General features: G+C 69.6%; 12 protein-coding genes and 1 tRNA gene. 11 read left to right on the plus strand and 2 right to left on the minus strand.

Going from position 1 to position 16,499, the window contains the following annotated elements:
- Positions 1 to 1,006, plus strand: a 1,006-nt coding sequence (locus ACSNOC_RS00635) for a UDP-N-acetylmuramate dehydrogenase (protein ID WP_436745189.1), incomplete at its 5' end; no start/stop codon positions are given.
- 9 nt (positions 1,007 to 1,015) lie between these two features.
- On the opposite strand, the gene ACSNOC_RS00640 is transcribed toward ACSNOC_RS00635, so the two are convergent.
- Both ACSNOC_RS00640 and ACSNOC_RS00645 read right to left on the minus strand, forming a co-directional pair.
- Positions 1,016 to 2,035, minus strand: coding sequence for an adenosine deaminase (locus ACSNOC_RS00640; protein WP_436745190.1), 1,020 nt, complete (start codon positions 2,033 to 2,035; stop codon positions 1,016 to 1,018).
- 103 nt (positions 2,036 to 2,138) lie between these two features.
- A complete protein-coding gene (locus tag ACSNOC_RS00645; RefSeq protein WP_436745191.1) occupies positions 2,139 to 3,368 on the minus strand; it encodes a pyridoxal phosphate-dependent aminotransferase in 1,230 nt (409 codons plus the stop codon).
- Positions 3,369 to 3,503: 135 nt separating this feature from the next.
- Between ACSNOC_RS00645 and ACSNOC_RS00650 the strand changes: the two genes are divergently transcribed.
- The 10 genes from ACSNOC_RS00650 (at position 3,504) to ACSNOC_RS00695 (ending at position 16,426) form a co-directional block, all read left to right on the plus strand.
- Positions 3,504 to 3,576, plus strand: a tRNA-Trp gene (locus ACSNOC_RS00650).
- Positions 3,577 to 3,655: 79 nt separating this feature from the next.
- Positions 3,656 to 3,928, plus strand: coding sequence for a preprotein translocase subunit SecE (gene secE, locus ACSNOC_RS00655; RefSeq protein ID WP_436745268.1), 273 nt, complete (start codon positions 3,656 to 3,658; stop codon positions 3,926 to 3,928).
- Entirely contained in the window at positions 3,915 to 4,697 is a 783-nt protein-coding gene (gene nusG, locus ACSNOC_RS00660) for a transcription termination/antitermination protein NusG (RefSeq protein WP_436745192.1), read from the plus strand. The genes secE and nusG overlap by 14 nt, the downstream gene beginning before the upstream one ends.
- Positions 4,698 to 4,851: 154 nt before the next feature.
- Positions 4,852 to 5,283 carry a 50S ribosomal protein L11 gene (gene rplK, locus ACSNOC_RS00665; RefSeq protein ID WP_059012838.1) on the plus strand — a complete coding sequence of 144 codons (432 nt, stop codon included), beginning with the start codon at positions 4,852 to 4,854 and terminating at the stop codon, positions 5,281 to 5,283.
- Between the two features lie 67 nt (positions 5,284 to 5,350).
- Positions 5,351 to 6,067 (plus strand): 50S ribosomal protein L1, encoded by a 717-nt coding sequence (gene rplA / locus ACSNOC_RS00670; RefSeq protein WP_436745193.1) that lies wholly within the window; start codon positions 5,351 to 5,353, stop codon positions 6,065 to 6,067.
- A gap of 176 nt (positions 6,068 to 6,243) precedes the next feature.
- Positions 6,244 to 7,167, plus strand: a complete 924-nt coding sequence (locus ACSNOC_RS00675; RefSeq protein WP_436745194.1) for a hypothetical protein — start codon at positions 6,244 to 6,246, stop codon at positions 7,165 to 7,167.
- 287 nt (positions 7,168 to 7,454) lie between these two features.
- A complete protein-coding gene (gene rplJ, locus ACSNOC_RS00680; RefSeq protein WP_436745195.1) occupies positions 7,455 to 8,003 on the plus strand; it encodes a 50S ribosomal protein L10 in 549 nt (182 codons plus the stop codon).
- 65 nt (positions 8,004 to 8,068) lie between these two features.
- A complete protein-coding gene (rplL, locus tag ACSNOC_RS00685; RefSeq protein ID WP_436745196.1) occupies positions 8,069 to 8,458 on the plus strand; it encodes a 50S ribosomal protein L7/L12 in 390 nt (129 codons plus the stop codon).
- A 481-nt stretch (positions 8,459 to 8,939) separates the two neighbouring features.
- A complete protein-coding gene (gene rpoB / locus ACSNOC_RS00690; RefSeq protein WP_436745197.1) occupies positions 8,940 to 12,425 on the plus strand; it encodes a DNA-directed RNA polymerase subunit beta in 3,486 nt (1,161 codons plus the stop codon).
- A gap of 101 nt (positions 12,426 to 12,526) precedes the next feature.
- Complete coding sequence (locus ACSNOC_RS00695; RefSeq protein ID WP_436745198.1) at positions 12,527 to 16,426, plus strand: DNA-directed RNA polymerase subunit beta'; 3,900 nt, start codon at positions 12,527 to 12,529, stop codon at positions 16,424 to 16,426.
- Positions 16,427 to 16,499: the final 73 nt, after the last annotated feature.

Consider the following 16,499-nt stretch of genomic DNA (forward strand, 5'->3'; position numbering starts at 1 on the left):
CGGCGGTCCCGCCGCGCGGCTCCTCGTCGCCCGGACCGACGACGAGGTCGTCGCGGCCGTCCGGGAGGCCGACGACGCGGGAACGCCCCTGCTGATCGTCGGTGGCGGCAGCAACCTGGTCGTCGCCGACGAGGGATTCCCCGGCACCGCCCTGCGCGTGGCCACCACCGGATTCCGCCTGGACGGCACCCGCCTGGAGCTGGCCGCCGGCGAGGTGTGGGCCGACGCCGTCGCCCGCACCGTCGAGGCCGGTCTCGCCGGTATCGAGTGCCTGGCCGGGATCCCCGGCTCCGCCGGCGCCACGCCCATCCAGAACGTCGGCGCCTACGGCCAGGAGGTCTCCAGCGTCCTCACCGAGGTCGTCGCCTACGACCGCGCCGCCCGCGCGGTCGTCACCATCCCGGGCGCCGCCTGCGGATTCGCCTACCGGCACAGCCGCTTCAAGGCCGACCCCGACCGTTTCGTGGTGCTCCGCGTCCGGTTCGGGCTCCAGGACGCCGGCGGGCTCTCCGCGCCCATCCGGTACGCCGAGACCGCCCGCCTGCTCGGCGTCGCGCCCGGCGACCGGGTGCCCGCCGCCGAGGCCCGCGACGCCGTGCTCAAGCTCCGCACCGGCAAGGGCATGGTCCTCGACCCCGAGGACCACGACACCTGGTCGGCCGGCTCCTTCTTCACCAACCCCGTCCTGGACGAGGCCGAGTTCGCCGCCTTCCGGGCCCGCGCCGAGCGGCGCCTCGGCGCGGGCGCCGCGCCGCCCGCCTACCCGGCCGGCGAGGGCCGCACCAAGACCTCCGCCGCCTGGCTCATCGACCGCGCCGGCTTCACCAAGGGCTACGGCACCGGCCCGGCCCGCATCTCCGGCAAGCACACCCTCGCGCTCACCAACCGGGGCGGCGCCACCACCGCCGACCTGCTCGCCCTCGCCCGCGAGGTCAGGGACGGCGTGCGCGAGGCGTTCGGCGTCACCCTGGTCAACGAGCCGGTGATGGTCGGCACCGCGCTCTAGCGGGTCACCTCACACCGACAGCCACTCGTCGATGCCCACCAGGATCTTCTCCCGCACGTCCACCGGCGCCGCCGACGCCCGCACCGACTGCCGGGCCAGCTCCGCCAGCTCCGCGTCCGTGAACCCGTGGTGCTCGCGCGCGATCTCGTACTGCGCCGCCAGCCGCGACCCGAACAGCAGCGGGTCGTCCGCGCCCAGCGCCATCGGCACCCCCGCGCGCCACAGCGTGCGCAGCGGCACGTCGGCCGGCGTCTCGTAGACACCGAGCGCCACGTTCGACGCCGGGCACACCTCGCACGTCACCCGCGCCTCCGCCAGCCGCTCCAGCAGCCGCGGGTCCTCCGCCGCGCGCACCCCGTGCCCGATCCGGGCGGCGCGCAGGTCGTCCAGGCAGTCCCGCACGCTCGCCGGGCCCGACAACTCGCCGCCGTGCGGCACCGACAGCAGCCCGCCCTCCCGGGCGATGGCGAACGCCCGGTCGAAATCCCGGGCCAGACCCCGCCGTTCGTCGTTGGACAGGCCGAACCCGACGATGCCCCGGTCCCGGTAGCGGACCGCGAGCCGGGCCAGGGTCCGCGCGTCGAGCGGGTGCTTCATACGGTTGGCGGCGACGAGCACCCGCATCCCCAGGCCCGTCTCCCGCGCGGTGGTCTCCACCGCGTCCAGGATGATCTCCAGCGCCGGGATCAGCCCGCCCAGCCGGGGCGCGTACGAGGTGGGGTCGACCTGGATCTCCAGCCAGCGCGAGCCGTCCCGCACATCCTCCTCCGCCGCCTCCCGCACCAGCCGCTGGATGTCCTCCGGGGCGCGCAGGCAGGAGCGCGCGATGTCGTACAGCCGCTGGAAGCGGAACCAGCCGCGCTCGTCCGTGGCCCGCAGCCGGGGCGGCCGGCCGCTGCCGAGGGCCTCCGGCAGGTGCACGCCGTACTTGTCGGCGAGCTCTCTCAGGGTGCCGGGGCGCATCGAGCCGGTGAAGTGCAGGTGAAGGTGGGCTTTCGGCAGGGTGCGGACGTCACGAACACGATCCATCCGAAGATCTTGCCGTATCCGCCCGGAAGGCCGGTAGTCGCATGCCCCGGATGTGCGCCCCCCCGAACTGGCGGGCGGGCGCACGGCGCGCGGGGCGCGTCGTTCAGTCCGTGGCCTCGGCCAGCAGCTTCTGCATCCGGGAGACGCCCTCGACCAGGTCGTCGTCGCCCAGCGCGTAGGACAGCCGCAGGTAGCCCGGGGTGCCGAACGCCTCACCCGGCACGACCGCCACCTCGGCCTCCTCCAGCAGCACCCCGGCCAGCTCCAGGCTGGTCGCCGGGCGCCTGCCGCGGATCTCCTTGCCCAGCAGCCCCTTGACCGACGGGTACGCGTAGAACGCGCCCTCCGGCTCGGGGCAGGTCACGCCGTCGATCTCGTTCAGCATCCGGACGATCGTGCGGCGGCGGCGGTCGAACGCCTCGCGCATCCGCTCCACCGCGGTCAGGTCCCCGGCGACGGCGGTGAGGGCCGCGACCTGGGCGACGTTGCTGACGTTGGACGTCGCGTGCGACTGGAGGTTGGTGGCCGCCTTGACGATGTCCTTCGGGCCGACGACCCAGCCCACGCGCCAGCCGGTCATGGCGTAGGTCTTGGCCACGCCGTTGACGACGACGCAGCGGTCGGCCAGCTCGGGCACGACCACCGGCAGCGAGGTGAAACGCGCGTCGCCGTACACCAGGTGCTCGTAGATCTCGTCCGTCAGCACCCACAGGCCGTGCCCGGCGGCCCACCGGCCGATCTCCTCGGTCTGCTCGCGCGAGTAGACGGCGCCGGTCGGGTTGGACGGCGAGACGAAGAGGACCACCTTGGTGCGCTCGGTGCGGGCCGCCTCCAACTGCTCGACGGAGACCCGGTACCCGGTGGTCTCGTCGGCGACCACCTCGACCGGCACGCCGCCGGCCAGCCGGATCGACTCCGGGTAGGTGGTCCAGTACGGCGCGGGCACGATGACCTCGTCGCCCGGGTCGAGCAGGGCGGCGAACGCCTCGTAGATCGCCTGCTTGCCGCCGTTGGTCACCAGGACCTGCGCCGCGTCGACCTCGTAGCCGGAGTCGCGCAGCGTCTTGGCGGCGACGGCCTCCTTCAGCTCGGGGAGGCCGCCGGGCGGGGTGTAGCGGTGGTACTTGGGGTTGCGGCAGGCCGCCACGGCCGCCTCGACGATGTAGTCGGGGGTGGGGAAGTCGGGTTCGCCGGCGCCGAACCCGATCACCGGGCGCCCCGCGGCCTTGAGCGCCTTGGCCTTGGCGTCGACGGCCAGCGTCGCCGACTCGGAGATGGCACCGATCCGCGCCGAGACCCGGCGCGCTGCGGAAGAGGAGGATCCGAGGGTCATGGGAGGCATCGTCGCAGACGGCCCGCCGCCACGGCACCCGGGTCGCACCAGGAGCCGTTCGACGGCAGGCGCTTCACCACGTACACTCCTCACCGGTGGTGCCCGATGCGGTACGTTGTCGGGACCACACGGCAAAGGGTCGTAGCTCAATTGGTAGAGCACTGGTCTCCAAAACCAGCGGTTGGGGGTTCAAGTCCCTCCGGCCCTGCTACACGAAATGAACAGCCGTCCGGGTGGCCGGGCGGCTTTTGACCATGACCGGGATCAGGTGAGGACGAGTGGCTGGGATCACGGACTCCGTGGAGACGCCAGAGCCCCGGGAGCCCCGGGGCGAGGGCAAAACCGGCCGTCGCGGCAGGCGTGCCAAGAAGGGGCCGCTGGGCAGGCTCGCGCTGTTCTACCGCCAGGTTATCGCCGAGCTGCGCAAGGTCGTCTGGCCGTCGCGGCGGCAGTTGTCGACCTACGCTTCGGCGGTGATCTTCTTCGTCATCGTCGTCATCTGCATCCTGACCGTGCTTGACTGGGGATTCAGCCGAGCCGTCGAGTATGTCTTCGGCTGACCCTCCCTCTCTCGAAAGCCAGGAAGAAGCAGCTACCGTGTCTGACCCGATCCCGAACGAGGCCGCGCCCGACGCCGAGGGCGAGGACACCGCGCGCGACGACATCGTCGAAGAGGCCGAGGCCGCGGAGGAGCCCGCGATCGAGGAGCCCGTCGACCCTGTCGCCCAGCTCCGCGAGGAGCTGCGCGTCCTGCCGGGTGAGTGGTATGTCGTGCACACGTACGCGGGTTACGAGAACCGCGTGAAGACGAACCTGGAGCAGCGGGCCGTCTCGCTCAACGTCGAGGACTACATCTTCCAGGTCGAGGTGCCCCAGGAAGAAGTCGTCCAGATCAAGAACGGCGACCGCCGGACGATCAAGCAGAACAAGCTTCCCAGCTACGTGCTGGTGCGGATGGACCTGACGAACGAGTCCTGGGGCGTGGTGCGGAACACCCCGGGCGTCACCGGCTTCGTCGGCAACGCGTACGACCCGTACCCGCTGACGCTGGACGAGATCGTCAAGATGCTGGCGCCCGAGGCCGAGCAGAAGGCCGCGGCGGAGGCCGCCGCCGAGGGCGGCGCGGCGGCCGGGGGCCGCAAGGTCGAGGTCCAGGTGCTGGACTTCGAGGTCGGCGACTCGGTCACGGTCACCGACGGCCCGTTCGCCACGCTGCAGGCGACGATCAACGAGATCAACCCGGACTCGAAGAAGGTCAAGGGCCTGGTCGAGATCTTCGGCCGCGAGACCCCGGTCGAGCTGAGCTTCGACCAGATCCAGAAGAACTGAGCCCCGCGGGGCGGCGGGACGGTACGGCCGGGCGGGCGCGTGGGCGCCGCCCGGCCGTCGATTTTGGCCCGAGGACAGTACCCGCTACCGTGGTGCGGTATGTCTTCGCGCGGGTCGCCGCGCGAGATTCTCATCAAGGACCCGGAGAGAGCGAATGGCTCCAAGGAAGAAAGTCACTGGGCTGATCAAGCTCCAGATCCAGGCCGGCGCCGCCAACCCGGCGCCGCCCGTCGGTCCGGCGCTGGGCCAGCACGGCGTGAACATCATGGAGTTCTGCAAGGCCTACAACGCCGCGACCGAGTCGCAGCGCGGGTGGGTCATCCCGGTGGAGATCACGGTCTACGAGGACCGGTCCTTCACCTTCATCACCAAGACCCCGCCGGCCGCGAAGATGATCCTCAAGGCCGCGGGCGTGGAGAAGGGCTCCGGCGAGCCCCACAAGACCAAGGTCGCCAAGATCACGCGCGCCCAGGTCCGGGAGATCGCCACCACCAAGCTGCCCGACCTGAACGCCAACGACCTGGACGCCGCCGAGAAGATCATCGCCGGCACCGCCCGTTCCATGGGTGTCACCGTCGAGGGCTGATCCGCCCGCCGTGGCAGGGCCCGCGCTGGCCCGGACCACGACTCCCTCACTATCAGCAGGAGCAGCAGTGAAGCGCAGCAAGAACCTCCGCAACGCGGACGCGAAGGTCGACCGGACCCGCGTCTACGCGCCGCTCGAGGCCGTGCGTCTCGCCAAGGAGACCAACCCGGCCAAGTTCGACGCGACCGTCGAGGTCGCCATGCGCCTGGGCGTCGACCCGCGCAAGGCCGACCAGATGGTCCGCGGCACCGTCAACCTTCCGCACGGCACCGGCAAGACCGCCCGGGTCCTGGTCTTCGCGACCGGTGAGCGTGCCGCGGCGGCGGAAGCCGCGGGGGCCGACATCGTCGGCTCCGACGAGCTGATCGAGGAGGTCGCCGGCGGTCGTCTGGACTTCGACGCCGTCGTGGCCACCCCCGACCTCATGGGCAAGGTCGGCCGCCTCGGCCGTGTCCTCGGCCCGCGTGGCCTGATGCCGAACCCGAAGACCGGCACCGTCACCCCCGACGTGGCCAAGGCCGTCACCGAGATCAAGGGCGGCAAGATCGAGTTCCGCGTCGACAAGCACGCGAACCTCCACTTCATCATCGGCAAGGTGTCCTTCGACGAGCGCCTCCTGGTGGAGAACTACGCGGCGGCCCTGGAGGAGATCCTCCGGCTCAAGCCGTCGGCGGCCAAGGGCCGTTACCTGAAGAAGGCGACCATCACCACCACGATGGGTCCGGGCGTGCCGGTCGACACCAACCGCACGCGCGACCTCCTCGCGGAGGAAGCCGCCGTCTGATCCACCCGCCCGGCGCGCCCGCCGGGTGTGCCGTGACGCGAGCGGCAGTGGCCCGTCCCCGTTCTGTTACAGAGCAGGGGCGGGCATTTTCGTTGAACCAGCGCTGAGTTAGCGTGAACGGAAGGCACGAGTCAACGAGTCAGCCATTCGCACACCACGGAAGGACCGGGGGGAACATGCGTCCCATACGCAAAGCGGCGCTCGGGGCCGCCGGCGTCGCCCTGCTGGCCGCCACGGCCGCCTGTGGCGATTCCGGCTCCGGCGAAGCGACCGACCGCTCGGGGGAGGGCGGCACCTCGGTGCGCGCCGCCTTCGACGCCGTGGCCGCCGCCGCCGAGACCACCCAGGAGACCACCTCCGCCCGCTTCGAGGCGGTCATGCGGTCCCCGCAGTCGGCCGGTGGCGAGCTGGAGATGTCCGGCGCCATGGCGTGGGCCCCGGAGCTGGCCATGGACCTCACCATGACCGGCGAGGGCCTGGCGGCCGACCCCTCGATCCCCGCGGAGCTCGCGGTCGTCTGGGTGGACAACGTGATGTACATGAACATGGGCGAGGAGTTCGGCAGCGAGTTCGACGGCCGCGACTGGATCTCCCTCGACCTCACGGCCCTCGCCGAGGAGTCCGGCGACGAGGCCGTGGCGGACGCCCTGTCGTTCGGCCTGGACGAGGCCAACCAGGACCCGGCCCAGCAGCTCGCCCTGCTGCTCGAATCGCCGGAGATCGAGGTCGTCGGCGAGGAGACGCTGGACGGCGTCGAGGTCACCCACTACCAGGGCACCATCTCCGTCGAGGACGCGATGGAGAGCAACGGCAGCGCCGACTTCCTCACCGAGGAGGAGCGCCGGCAGCTCATCGACGTCATGGAGGACCAGGGCATCGAGAGCTACGACATCGAGGTCTGGGTCGACGAGAACGACTTCCCCGTCCAGATCCACCAGTCCTACGACACCACCATGGGCCCGGTGGAGTACGAGGTCAGGTACAGCGACTTCGGCAGCGGCGTGGACGTCACCGCGCCCCCGGCCGACTCCGTGGTCGACTTCGCCGAGCTCCTCCAGGAGTTCGGGACGGGCATGGGACTGGGCGCGGATCTGGGCTGATTTGCCTGACGCCCGGCCGGTCCCTTACTCTCGCACGGTAGCCAAAGACCGCAGGTTGTCACCCTGGGCCCGTCACGGGCCCGGGGAGGCCGAAGGATCCGCTGATGATGCGGACGGCCCGCGCAGGTGATCGTGGAAGACTTCGCACGACTGTCGCGTCCCGCGTGGTCGTCTGTCCGCCCTGAGCACCCGCGCTCGGGGCGTTTCGTTGTTGTACGGCCCCTTCCGTGCGGTCCCCGACTTGGGAAAACAGCACCCCGGAAAGACCCGGAAGGAGGGCCGAGGTTATGGCGCGACCGGACAAGAGCGCGGCCGTCGCGGAGATCAAGGAGAAGTTCGAGAACTCCAACGCGGCCGTCGTCACCGCGTACACCGGGCTCACCGTGGCCCAGCTCAAGAAGCTGCGCCGCTCGCTCGGTGAGAACGCCCAGTACCGCGTGGCGAAGAACACGCTGACCAAGATCGCGGCCAACGAGGCCGGGGTCACCGGGCTCGACGAGTTCTTCAAGGGCTCGACGGCCGTCGCCTTCGTGACCGGTGACCCGGTCGAGGCGGCCAAGGGTCTGCGTGACTTCGCCAAGGAGAACCCCGCCCTCGTCATCAAGGGCGGCGTCCTCGACGGCAAGGCGCTGAGCGCCGAGGAGATCACCAAGCTCGCGGACCTCGAGTCCCGCGAGGTGCTTCTGGCCAAGCTGGCCGGTGGCATGAAGGCGTCCATGGCGAAGGCCGCGGCGACCTTCGAGGCCCCGCTCACGAAGTTCGTCCGTACCGCGGACGCGCTGCGCAGCAAGGTCGAGCAGCAGGGCGGTGCCGGCGAGCCGGCTCCGGCCGAGTAGGCGTTACGCCCGCCCCCATCACCGCACAACCGGCACCAGCCGACTGACACGGAAGGACCGCCATCATGGCGAAGCTGAGCCAGGACGAGCTGCTTGAGCAGTTCGCCGAGATGACCCTGCTCGAGCTCTCGGAGTTCGTGAAGAAGTTCGAGGAGAAGTTCGACGTCGAGGCCGCCGCCCCGGCCGCCATCGCCGTCGCCGCCCCCGGTGGTGCCGGTGGCGCCGCCGAGGCCGAGGAGGAGAAGGACGAGTTCGACGTCGTTCTCACCGGCCCGGGCGACAAGAAGATCCAGGTGATCAAGGTCGTGCGCGAGCTCACCTCCCTGGGCCTGAAGGAGGCCAAGGAGCTGGTGGACAACACGCCGAAGCCCGTCCTGGAGAAGGTGAACAAGGAGGCCGCCGAGAAGGCCCGCGAGGCCCTCGCCGCCGCCGGCGCCGGTGTCGAGGTCAAGTGATCTCGCGCTGACCGCGTGACTCCTGCCAGGGGCGATCACCCACTCGGGTGGTCGCCCCTCGGCGTTGACCCGACGGGCTCCTTGCCCCTGGGGCCGTGACGGGTAAGGTGAACTCCGGTCGCTCCCCAGGCCGCACCCGGGACGGGTGGTGATGGAGCAGGGGCCTTGACGAACCGCACCAGGCGCGCGATTCTCCTCTCGCGCCGCCAGATCGATTCGTGTTCCGAGGCATGGATCCACGGTGGAGCGGGAAGTGATGCGGCAGACGGGTCGGCGCCCGGTGATCGAGGCGATCGGGAGCGGGCCTGGAGGGCACAGCGTGAAGAACACCGAGGGTGGCACCTCGATGGTCGGTACGGGCATTGGACATCAGTGGGTCTTGTGGCTACACTGACCCTTTGCGCTGCCTGGATGCTCCCTGCCCGTCACCAGGGGGGCCGGTACGCGCGCAGAGAGTCCGAGCCCTCGGAAGGACCCCCTCTTGGCCGCCTCGCGCAACGCCTCGACCAACAGTACGAACAACGGCACCAGCACCGCACCCCTGCGTGTCTCTTTTGCGAAGATCAAGGAACCGCTGGAGGTTCCGAATCTCCTTGCGCTGCAGACCGAGAGCTTCGACTGGCTCCTCGGTAACGACGCCTGGAAAGCCCGCGTCGAGGCCGCGCTGGACAGTGGACAGGACGTCCCCAGGAAGTCGGGTCTGGAGGAGATCTTCGAGGAGATCTCCCCGATCGAGGACTTCTCCGGGTCGATGTCCCTGACGTTCCGCGATCACCGCTTCGAGCCCCCCAAGAACTCGATCGACGAGTGCAAGGAGCGCGACTTCACCTACGCCGCGCCGCTCTTCGTCACGGCCGAGTTCACCAACAACGAGACCGGTGAGATCAAGTCCCAGACGGTCTTCATGGGCGACTTCCCGCTCATGACCAACAAGGGCACCTTCGTCATCAACGGTACCGAGCGCGTCGTCGTGTCGCAGCTGGTCCGCTCGCCGGGCGTGTACTTCGACAGCAGCATCGACAAGACCTCGGACAAGGACCTCTTCTCCGCCAAGATCATCCCGTCCCGGGGTGCCTGGCTGGAGATGGAGATCGACAAGCGCGACATGGTCGGCGTGCGGATCGACCGCAAGCGCAAGCAGTCCGTGACCGTGCTGCTGAAGGCGCTGGGCTGGACCTCGGACCAGATCCTGGAGGAGTTCGGCGACTACGAGTCGATGCGCGCCACCCTGGAGAAGGACCACACCCAGGGGCAGGACGACGCCCTGCTCGACATCTACCGCAAGCTCCGCCCGGGCGAGCCGCCGACCCGCGAGGCCGCGCAGACCCTGCTGGAGAACCTGTACTTCAACCCGAAGCGGTACGACCTGGCCAAGGTCGGCCGGTACAAGATCAACAAGAAGCTCGGCGGGGACGAGCCGCTGGACGCCGGCGTGCTCACCGTCGAGGACATCGTCAACACGATCAAGTACCTGGTCCGCCTGCACGCGGGGGAGACCGAGACCGCCCTCCCCGACGGCCGGACGCTCGTCGTCGAGACCGACGACATCGACCACTTCGGCAACCGCCGCCTGCGCAACGTCGGCGAGCTCATCCAGAACCAGGTCCGCACCGGTCTGGCCCGCATGGAGCGCGTCGTCCGCGAGCGCATGACCACGCAGGACGTCGAGGCGATCACCCCGCAGACGCTGATCAACATCCGGCCGGTCGTCGCCTCCATCAAGGAGTTCTTCGGCACCAGCCAGCTCTCCCAGTTCATGGACCAGACCAACCCGCTGTCCGGGCTCACCCACAAGCGCCGCCTGTCGGCGCTGGGCCCCGGCGGTCTGAGCCGTGAGCGGGCGGGCCTGGAGGTCCGCGACGTGCACCCGTCGCACTACGGCCGCATGTGCCCGATCGAGACGCCGGAAGGCCCGAACATCGGCCTGATCGGCTCGCTCGCCGCCTTCGGCCGGGTCAACGCGTTCGGCTTCGTGGAGACCCCGTACCGCAAGGTCACCGACGGCGTGGTCACCGACGAGGTGCACTACCTGACCGCGGACGAGGAGGACCGGTACGTCATCGCGCAGGCCAACGCGAAGCTGACCGAGGACTACCACTTCGCCGAGTCCCGCGTGCTCGTGCGCCGCCGCGGCGGCGAGATCGACTACGTGACGGGCACCGAGGTGCACTACATGGACGTCTCGCCGCGCCAGATGGTGTCGGTCGCGACGGCCATGATCCCGTTCCTGGAGCACGACGACGCCAACCGCGCGCTCATGGGGTCGAACATGATGCGCCAGGCCGTGCCGCTCATCCAGGCCGAGGCGCCGCTGGTCGGCACCGGCATGGAGTACCGGTCGGCCGTCGACGCCGGCGATGTGATCAAGGCCGAGCAGGACGGCGTCATCACCGACGTCTCCGCGGACTACGTCACCATCCAGAACGACGACGGCACCCACGTCACGCACCGCCTCGCCAAGTTCCACCGCTCCAACCAGGGCACCTCGTACAACCAGAAGGTCCTGGTCGAGGAGGGCGAGCGCGTGGTGGCCGGTCAGGTCATCGCCGACGGCCCGTCCACCCAGCGCGGTGAGATGGCCCTCGGGAAGAACCTGCTGGTCGCGTTCATGCCGTGGGAGGGCTACAACTACGAGGACGCGATCATCCTCTCCCAGCGCCTGGTGCAGGACGACGTCCTCTCCTCGATCCACATCGAGGAGCACGAGGTCGACGCCCGCGACACCAAGCTGGGCCCCGAGGAGATCACCCGGGACATCCCCAACGTCTCGGAGGAGGTCCTGGCCGACCTGGACGACCGCGGCATCATCCGCATCGGCGCCGAGGTCGAGGCCGGCGACATCCTGGTCGGCAAGGTCACCCCGAAGGGCGAGACCGAGCTGACCCCGGAGGAGCGGCTGCTGCGCGCGATCTTCGGCGAGAAGGCCCGCGAGGTCCGCGACACCTCGCTGAAGGTGCCGCACGGCGAGACCGGCAAGGTCATCGGCGTCCGCGTCTTCGACCGCGAGGAGGGCGACGAGCTGCCCCCGGGCGTGAACCAGCTCGTCCGCGTCTACGTGGCCCAGAAGCGCAAGATCACCGACGGCGACAAGCTGGCCGGCCGCCACGGCAACAAGGGCGTGATCTCCAAGATCCTGCCCGTGGAGGACATGCCGTTCATGGAGGACGGCACCCCGGTCGACATCATCCTCAACCCCCTGGGCGTCCCCTCCCGCATGAACCCGGGACAGGTCCTGGAGATCCACCTGGGCTGGCTCGCCTCCCAGGGCTGGAAGGTCGAGGGCGCGGACGCGGAGTGGAAGGAGCGGCTGCGGGCCATCGGCGCCGACGAGGTCGCCCCCCGCACCAACGTCGCCACCCCGGTCTTCGACGGCGCCCGCGAGGACGAGATGGCCGGCCTCTTCGAGTCCACCATCCCCAACCGCGACGGCGACCGGCTGGTCCTGCCCTCCGGCAAGGCCCGGCTGTTCGACGGCCGGTCCGGGGAGCCGTTCCCGGACCCGATCTCCGTCGGGTACATGTACATCCTGAAGCTCCACCACCTGGTCGACGACAAGCTGCACGCGCGTTCGACCGGTCCGTACTCCATGATCACCCAGCAGCCGCTGGGCGGTAAGGCGCAGTTCGGCGGCCAGCGCTTCGGCGAGATGGAGGTGTGGGCGCTGGAGGCGTACGGCGCCGCCTACGCCCTGCAGGAGCTGCTGACCATCAAGTCCGACGACGTGACCGGCCGCGTGAAGGTCTACGAGGCCATCGTCAAGGGCGAGAACATCCCGGAGCCCGGTATTCCGGAGTCCTTCAAGGTGCTCATCAAGGAAATGCAGTCGCTCTGCCTCAACGTGGAGGTGCTGTCGTCCGACGGCATGTCCATCGAGATGCGCGACACCGACGAGGACGTCTTCCGCGCCGCGGAAGAGCTCGGCATCGACCTGTCCCGGCGCGAGCCGAGCAGCGTCGAAGAGGTCTGACGGGTCGGGCCGGGGGAGAGTGCCCGTTCTCTCTCCCCGGCCTCCCCACCCGGACCCCGACAGACCATTGACTGACACGACCCTGAGAGGGATTGACGAGAGTGCTCGACGTCAACTTCTTCGACGAACTGCGGATCGGCCTGGCCACCGCTGACGACATCCGTCAGTGGTCACACGGCGAGGTCAAGAAGCCGGAGACCATCAACTACCGCACCCTCAAGCCCGAGAAGGACGGACTCTTCTGCGAGAAGATCTTCGGTCCGACCCGGGACTGGGAGTGCTACTGCGGCAAGTACAAGCGCGTCCGCTTCAAGGGCATCATCTGTGAGCGCTGCGGCGTCGAGGTGACCCGCGCCAAGGTGCGCCGTGAGCGGATGGGCCACATCGAACTGGCCGCGCCCGTGACCCACATCTGGTACTTCAAGGGCGTCCCGTCCCGGCTCGGCTACCTGCTGGACCTGGCCCCCAAGGACCTGGAGAAGGTCATCTACTTCGCCGCGTACATGATCACGTACGTGGACGAGGAGCGCCGTGCGCGCGACCTGCCGTCGCTGGAGGCCCACATCTCCGTGGAGCGCCAGCAGATCGAGCAGCGCCGCGACGCGGACCTGGAGGCCAGGGCCAAGAAGCAGGAGGCCGACCTGGCCGAGCTGGAGGCCGAGGGCGCCAAGGCCGACGTGCGCCGCAAGGTGCGCGAGGGGGCCGAGCGAGAGATGAAGCAGCTCCGGGACCGGGCCCAGCGCGAGCTGGACCGCCTGGACGAGGTCTGGAACCGCTTCAAGAACCTCAAGGTGCAGGACCTGGAGGGCGACGAGCTGCTCTACCGCGAGCTGCGCGACCGCTTCGGGACCTACTTCGACGGCTCGATGGGCGCCGCGGCGCTGCAGAAGCGCCTGGAGACCTTCGACCTGAACGAGGAGGCCGAGCGTCTCCGCGAGATCATCCGCACCGGCAAGGGCCAGAAGAAGACCCGCGCCCTGAAGCGGCTCAAGGTCGTCTCCGCGTTCCTGCAGACGTCCAACAGCCCCAAGGGCATGGTCCTGGACTGCGTCCCGGTCATCCCGCCGGACCTGCGCCCGATGGTGCAGCTCGACGGTGGCCGCTTCGCGACCTCCGACCTGAACGACCTGTACCGCCGCGTCATCAACCGGAACAACCGCCTGAAGCGGCTTCTCGACCTCGGCGCGCCCGAGATCATCGTGAACAACGAGAAGCGCATGCTCCAGGAGGCCGTCGACGCGCTGTTCGACAACGGCCGCCGCGGGCGTCCGGTCACCGGCCCGGGCAACCGGCCGCTGAAGTCGCTGTCCGACATGCTCAAGGGCAAGCAGGGCCGCTTCCGGCAGAACCTGCTGGGCAAGCGCGTGGACTACTCGGCGCGTTCCGTCATCGTCGTCGGCCCGCAGCTCAAGCTGCACCAGTGCGGTCTGCCGAAGGCGATGGCGCTGGAGCTGTTCAAGCCGTTCGTGATGAAGCGCCTGGTCGATCTCAACCACGCGCAGAACATCAAGTCGGCCAAGCGCATGGTCGAGCGCCAGCGGACCGTGGTGTACGACGTCCTCGAAGAGGTCATCGCCGAGCACCCGGTCCTGCTGAACCGCGCCCCGACCCTGCACCGGCTCGGCATCCAGGCGTTCGAGCCGCAGCTCGTCGAGGGCAAGGCCATCCAGATCCACCCGCTGGTCTGCACCGCGTTCAACGCGGACTTCGACGGCGACCAGATGGCCGTGCACCTGCCGCTGTCCGCGGAGGCGCAGGCCGAGGCCCGCATCCTGATGCTGTCCTCGAACAACATCCTGAAGCCGGCCGACGGCCGTCCGGTCACCATGCCGACGCAGGACATGGTGCTGGGCCTGTTCTTCCTCACCACCGACGAGGAGGAGCGCGAGGTCAGGGGCGAGGGCCGGTCCTTCGCGTCGACCGCCGAGGCGATCATGGCGTTCGACGCCGGGGAGCTGTCGCTCCAGGCGAAGGTCGACATCCGCTTCCCGGTCGGCTCGGTGCCGCCGCGCGGCTGGATCCCGCCGGAGCCCGCCGAGGGCGAGGGCGAGTGGCAGCCCGGTGACAGCTTCCGCCTGCGCACCACGCTGGGCCGGGCGCTGTTCAACGAGCTGCTGCCCGAGGACTACCCCTTCGTGGACCAGTCCGTGGGCAAGAAGCAGCTCTCCGGCATCGTCAACGACCTGGCCGAGCGCTACCCCAAGGTCGTCGTCGCCGCCGCGCTGGACAACCTGAAGGCGGCCGGTTACTACTGGGCCACCCGGTCCGGCGTCACCGTCGCCGTCTCCGACATCGTCGTGCCCGAGGCGAAGAAGGACATCCTCGCCAACTACGAGGCGCAGGACGAAAAGGTCCAGAAGCAGTACGAGCGCGGCCTGATCACCAAGGACGAGCGGACCCAGGAGCTGATCGCGATCTGGACGAAGGCGACGAACGAGGTCGCCGAGACCATGAGCGACAACTTCCCCAAGACCAACCCGATCTTCATGATGGTCGACTCGGGCGCCCGCGGAAACATGATGCAGATGCGTCAGATCGCGGGTATGCGCGGCCTGGTGTCCAACGCGAAGAACGAGACCATCCCGCGGCCGATCAAGGCGTCGTTCCGCGAGGGCCTCTCCGTGCTGGAGTACTTCATCTCCACGCACGGCGCGCGCAAGGGTCTGGCCGACACCGCCCTGCGGACCGCCGACTCCGGGTACCTCACCCGGCGTCTGGTGGACGTCTCCCAGGACGTCATCATCCGCGAGGAGGACTGCGGCACCGAGCGCGGCCTGAAGCTGGCGATCGCGGTCAAGGGCGCCGACGGCGTGCTGCGCAAGGCGGACGACGTCGAGTCCAGCGTCTACGCCCGCTGCCTGGCCGAGGACATCGTGGTCGACGGCAAGGTGCTGGCCCCGGCCGGCACCGACCTGGGCGACGTGCTGATCGACGAGCTGGTCAGCCACGGCGTCGAGACCGTCAAGACCCGCTCGGTCCTCACCTGCGAGTCCGCCGTCGGCACCTGCGCCATGTGCTACGGCCGCTCGCTGGCGACCGGCAAGCTGGTGGACATCGGCGAGGCCGTCGGCATCATCGCCGCCCAGTCCATCGGCGAGCCCGGCACGCAGCTCACCATGCGGACGTTCCACACCGGCGGTGTCGCCGGTGAGGACATCACGCAGGGTCTGCCGCGTGTGGTCGAGCTCTTCGAGGCCCGTACCCCCAAGGGCGTCGCGCCGATCTCCGAGTCGGCCGGCCGGGTGCGCATCGAGGAGACCGAGAAGACCAAGAAGGTCATCGTCACGCCGGACGACGGCTCGGACGAGACCTCCTACGCGGTCTCCAAGCGCGCCAGGCTCCTGGTGAGCGAGGGCGACCACGTCACCGTCGGCCAGCCGCTGACGGTCGGCGCGGCGAACCCGCACGACGTCCTGCGGATCCTCGGCCAGCGGGCCGTGCAGATCTACCTGGTGGGCGAGGTCCAGAAGGTCTACAACTCCCAGGGTGTGGCGATCCACGACAAGCACATCGAGATCATCGTCCGGCAGATGCTGCGCCGGGTGACGATCATCGAGTCCGGCGACGCGGAGCTGCTGCCGGGCGAGCTGGTCGAGCGCTCGAAGTTCGAGTCGGAGAACCGCCGGGTCGTGGCGGAAGGCGGCCACCCGGCCTCCGGCCGTCCGCAGCTCATGGGCATCACCAAGGCGTCGCTGGCCACCGAGTCGTGGCTGTCGGCGGCGTCCTTCCAGGAGACGACCCGGGTGCTCACCGACGCGGCGATCAACGCCAAGTCGGACTCCCTGATCGGCCTCAAGGAGAACGTGATCATCGGCAAGCTCATCCCGGCCGGCACGGGCCTGTCCCGTTACCGGAACATCCGGGTGGAGCCCACCGAGGAGGCGAAGGCCGCGATGTACTCGGCCGTCGGATACGACGACATCGACTACTCGCCCTTCGGCGGCGGCTCCGGCCAGGCGGTTCCGCTGGAGGACTACGACTACGGCCCCTACCAGGGCTGAGGTCCGCCACCACGGCAAAGGCCCGGCCGGGGACGGCATCGCCGTCCCCGGCCGGGCCTTGTCGTCCGCCCGG

The sequence above is a fragment of the Streptomyces sp. URMC 129 genome (assembly GCF_051386415.1).
In the GTDB taxonomy this organism is placed as follows: domain Bacteria; phylum Actinomycetota; class Actinomycetes; order Streptomycetales; family Streptomycetaceae; genus Streptomyces.

Excerpts from the sequence above, each read along its gene's own strand:
- ACSNOC_RS00645 (WP_436745191.1), bottom strand. The coding sequence starts at position 3,368 with ATGACCCTCGGATCCTCCTCTTCCGCAGCGCGCCGGGTCTCGGCGCGG.
- ACSNOC_RS00640 (WP_436745190.1), bottom strand. The coding sequence starts at position 2,035 with ATGGATCGTGTTCGTGACGTCCGCACCCTGCCGAAAGCCCACCTTCAC.
- nusG (WP_436745192.1), top strand. The coding sequence starts at position 3,915 with ATGTCTTCGGCTGACCCTCCCTCTCTCGAAAGCCAGGAAGAAGCAGCT.
- rplJ (WP_436745195.1), top strand. The coding sequence starts at position 7,455 with ATGGCGCGACCGGACAAGAGCGCGGCCGTCGCGGAGATCAAGGAGAAG.
- rplL (WP_436745196.1), top strand. The coding sequence starts at position 8,069 with ATGGCGAAGCTGAGCCAGGACGAGCTGCTTGAGCAGTTCGCCGAGATG.
- rplK (WP_059012838.1), top strand. The coding sequence starts at position 4,852 with ATGGCTCCAAGGAAGAAAGTCACTGGGCTGATCAAGCTCCAGATCCAG.
- ACSNOC_RS00675 (WP_436745194.1), top strand. The coding sequence starts at position 6,244 with ATGCGTCCCATACGCAAAGCGGCGCTCGGGGCCGCCGGCGTCGCCCTG.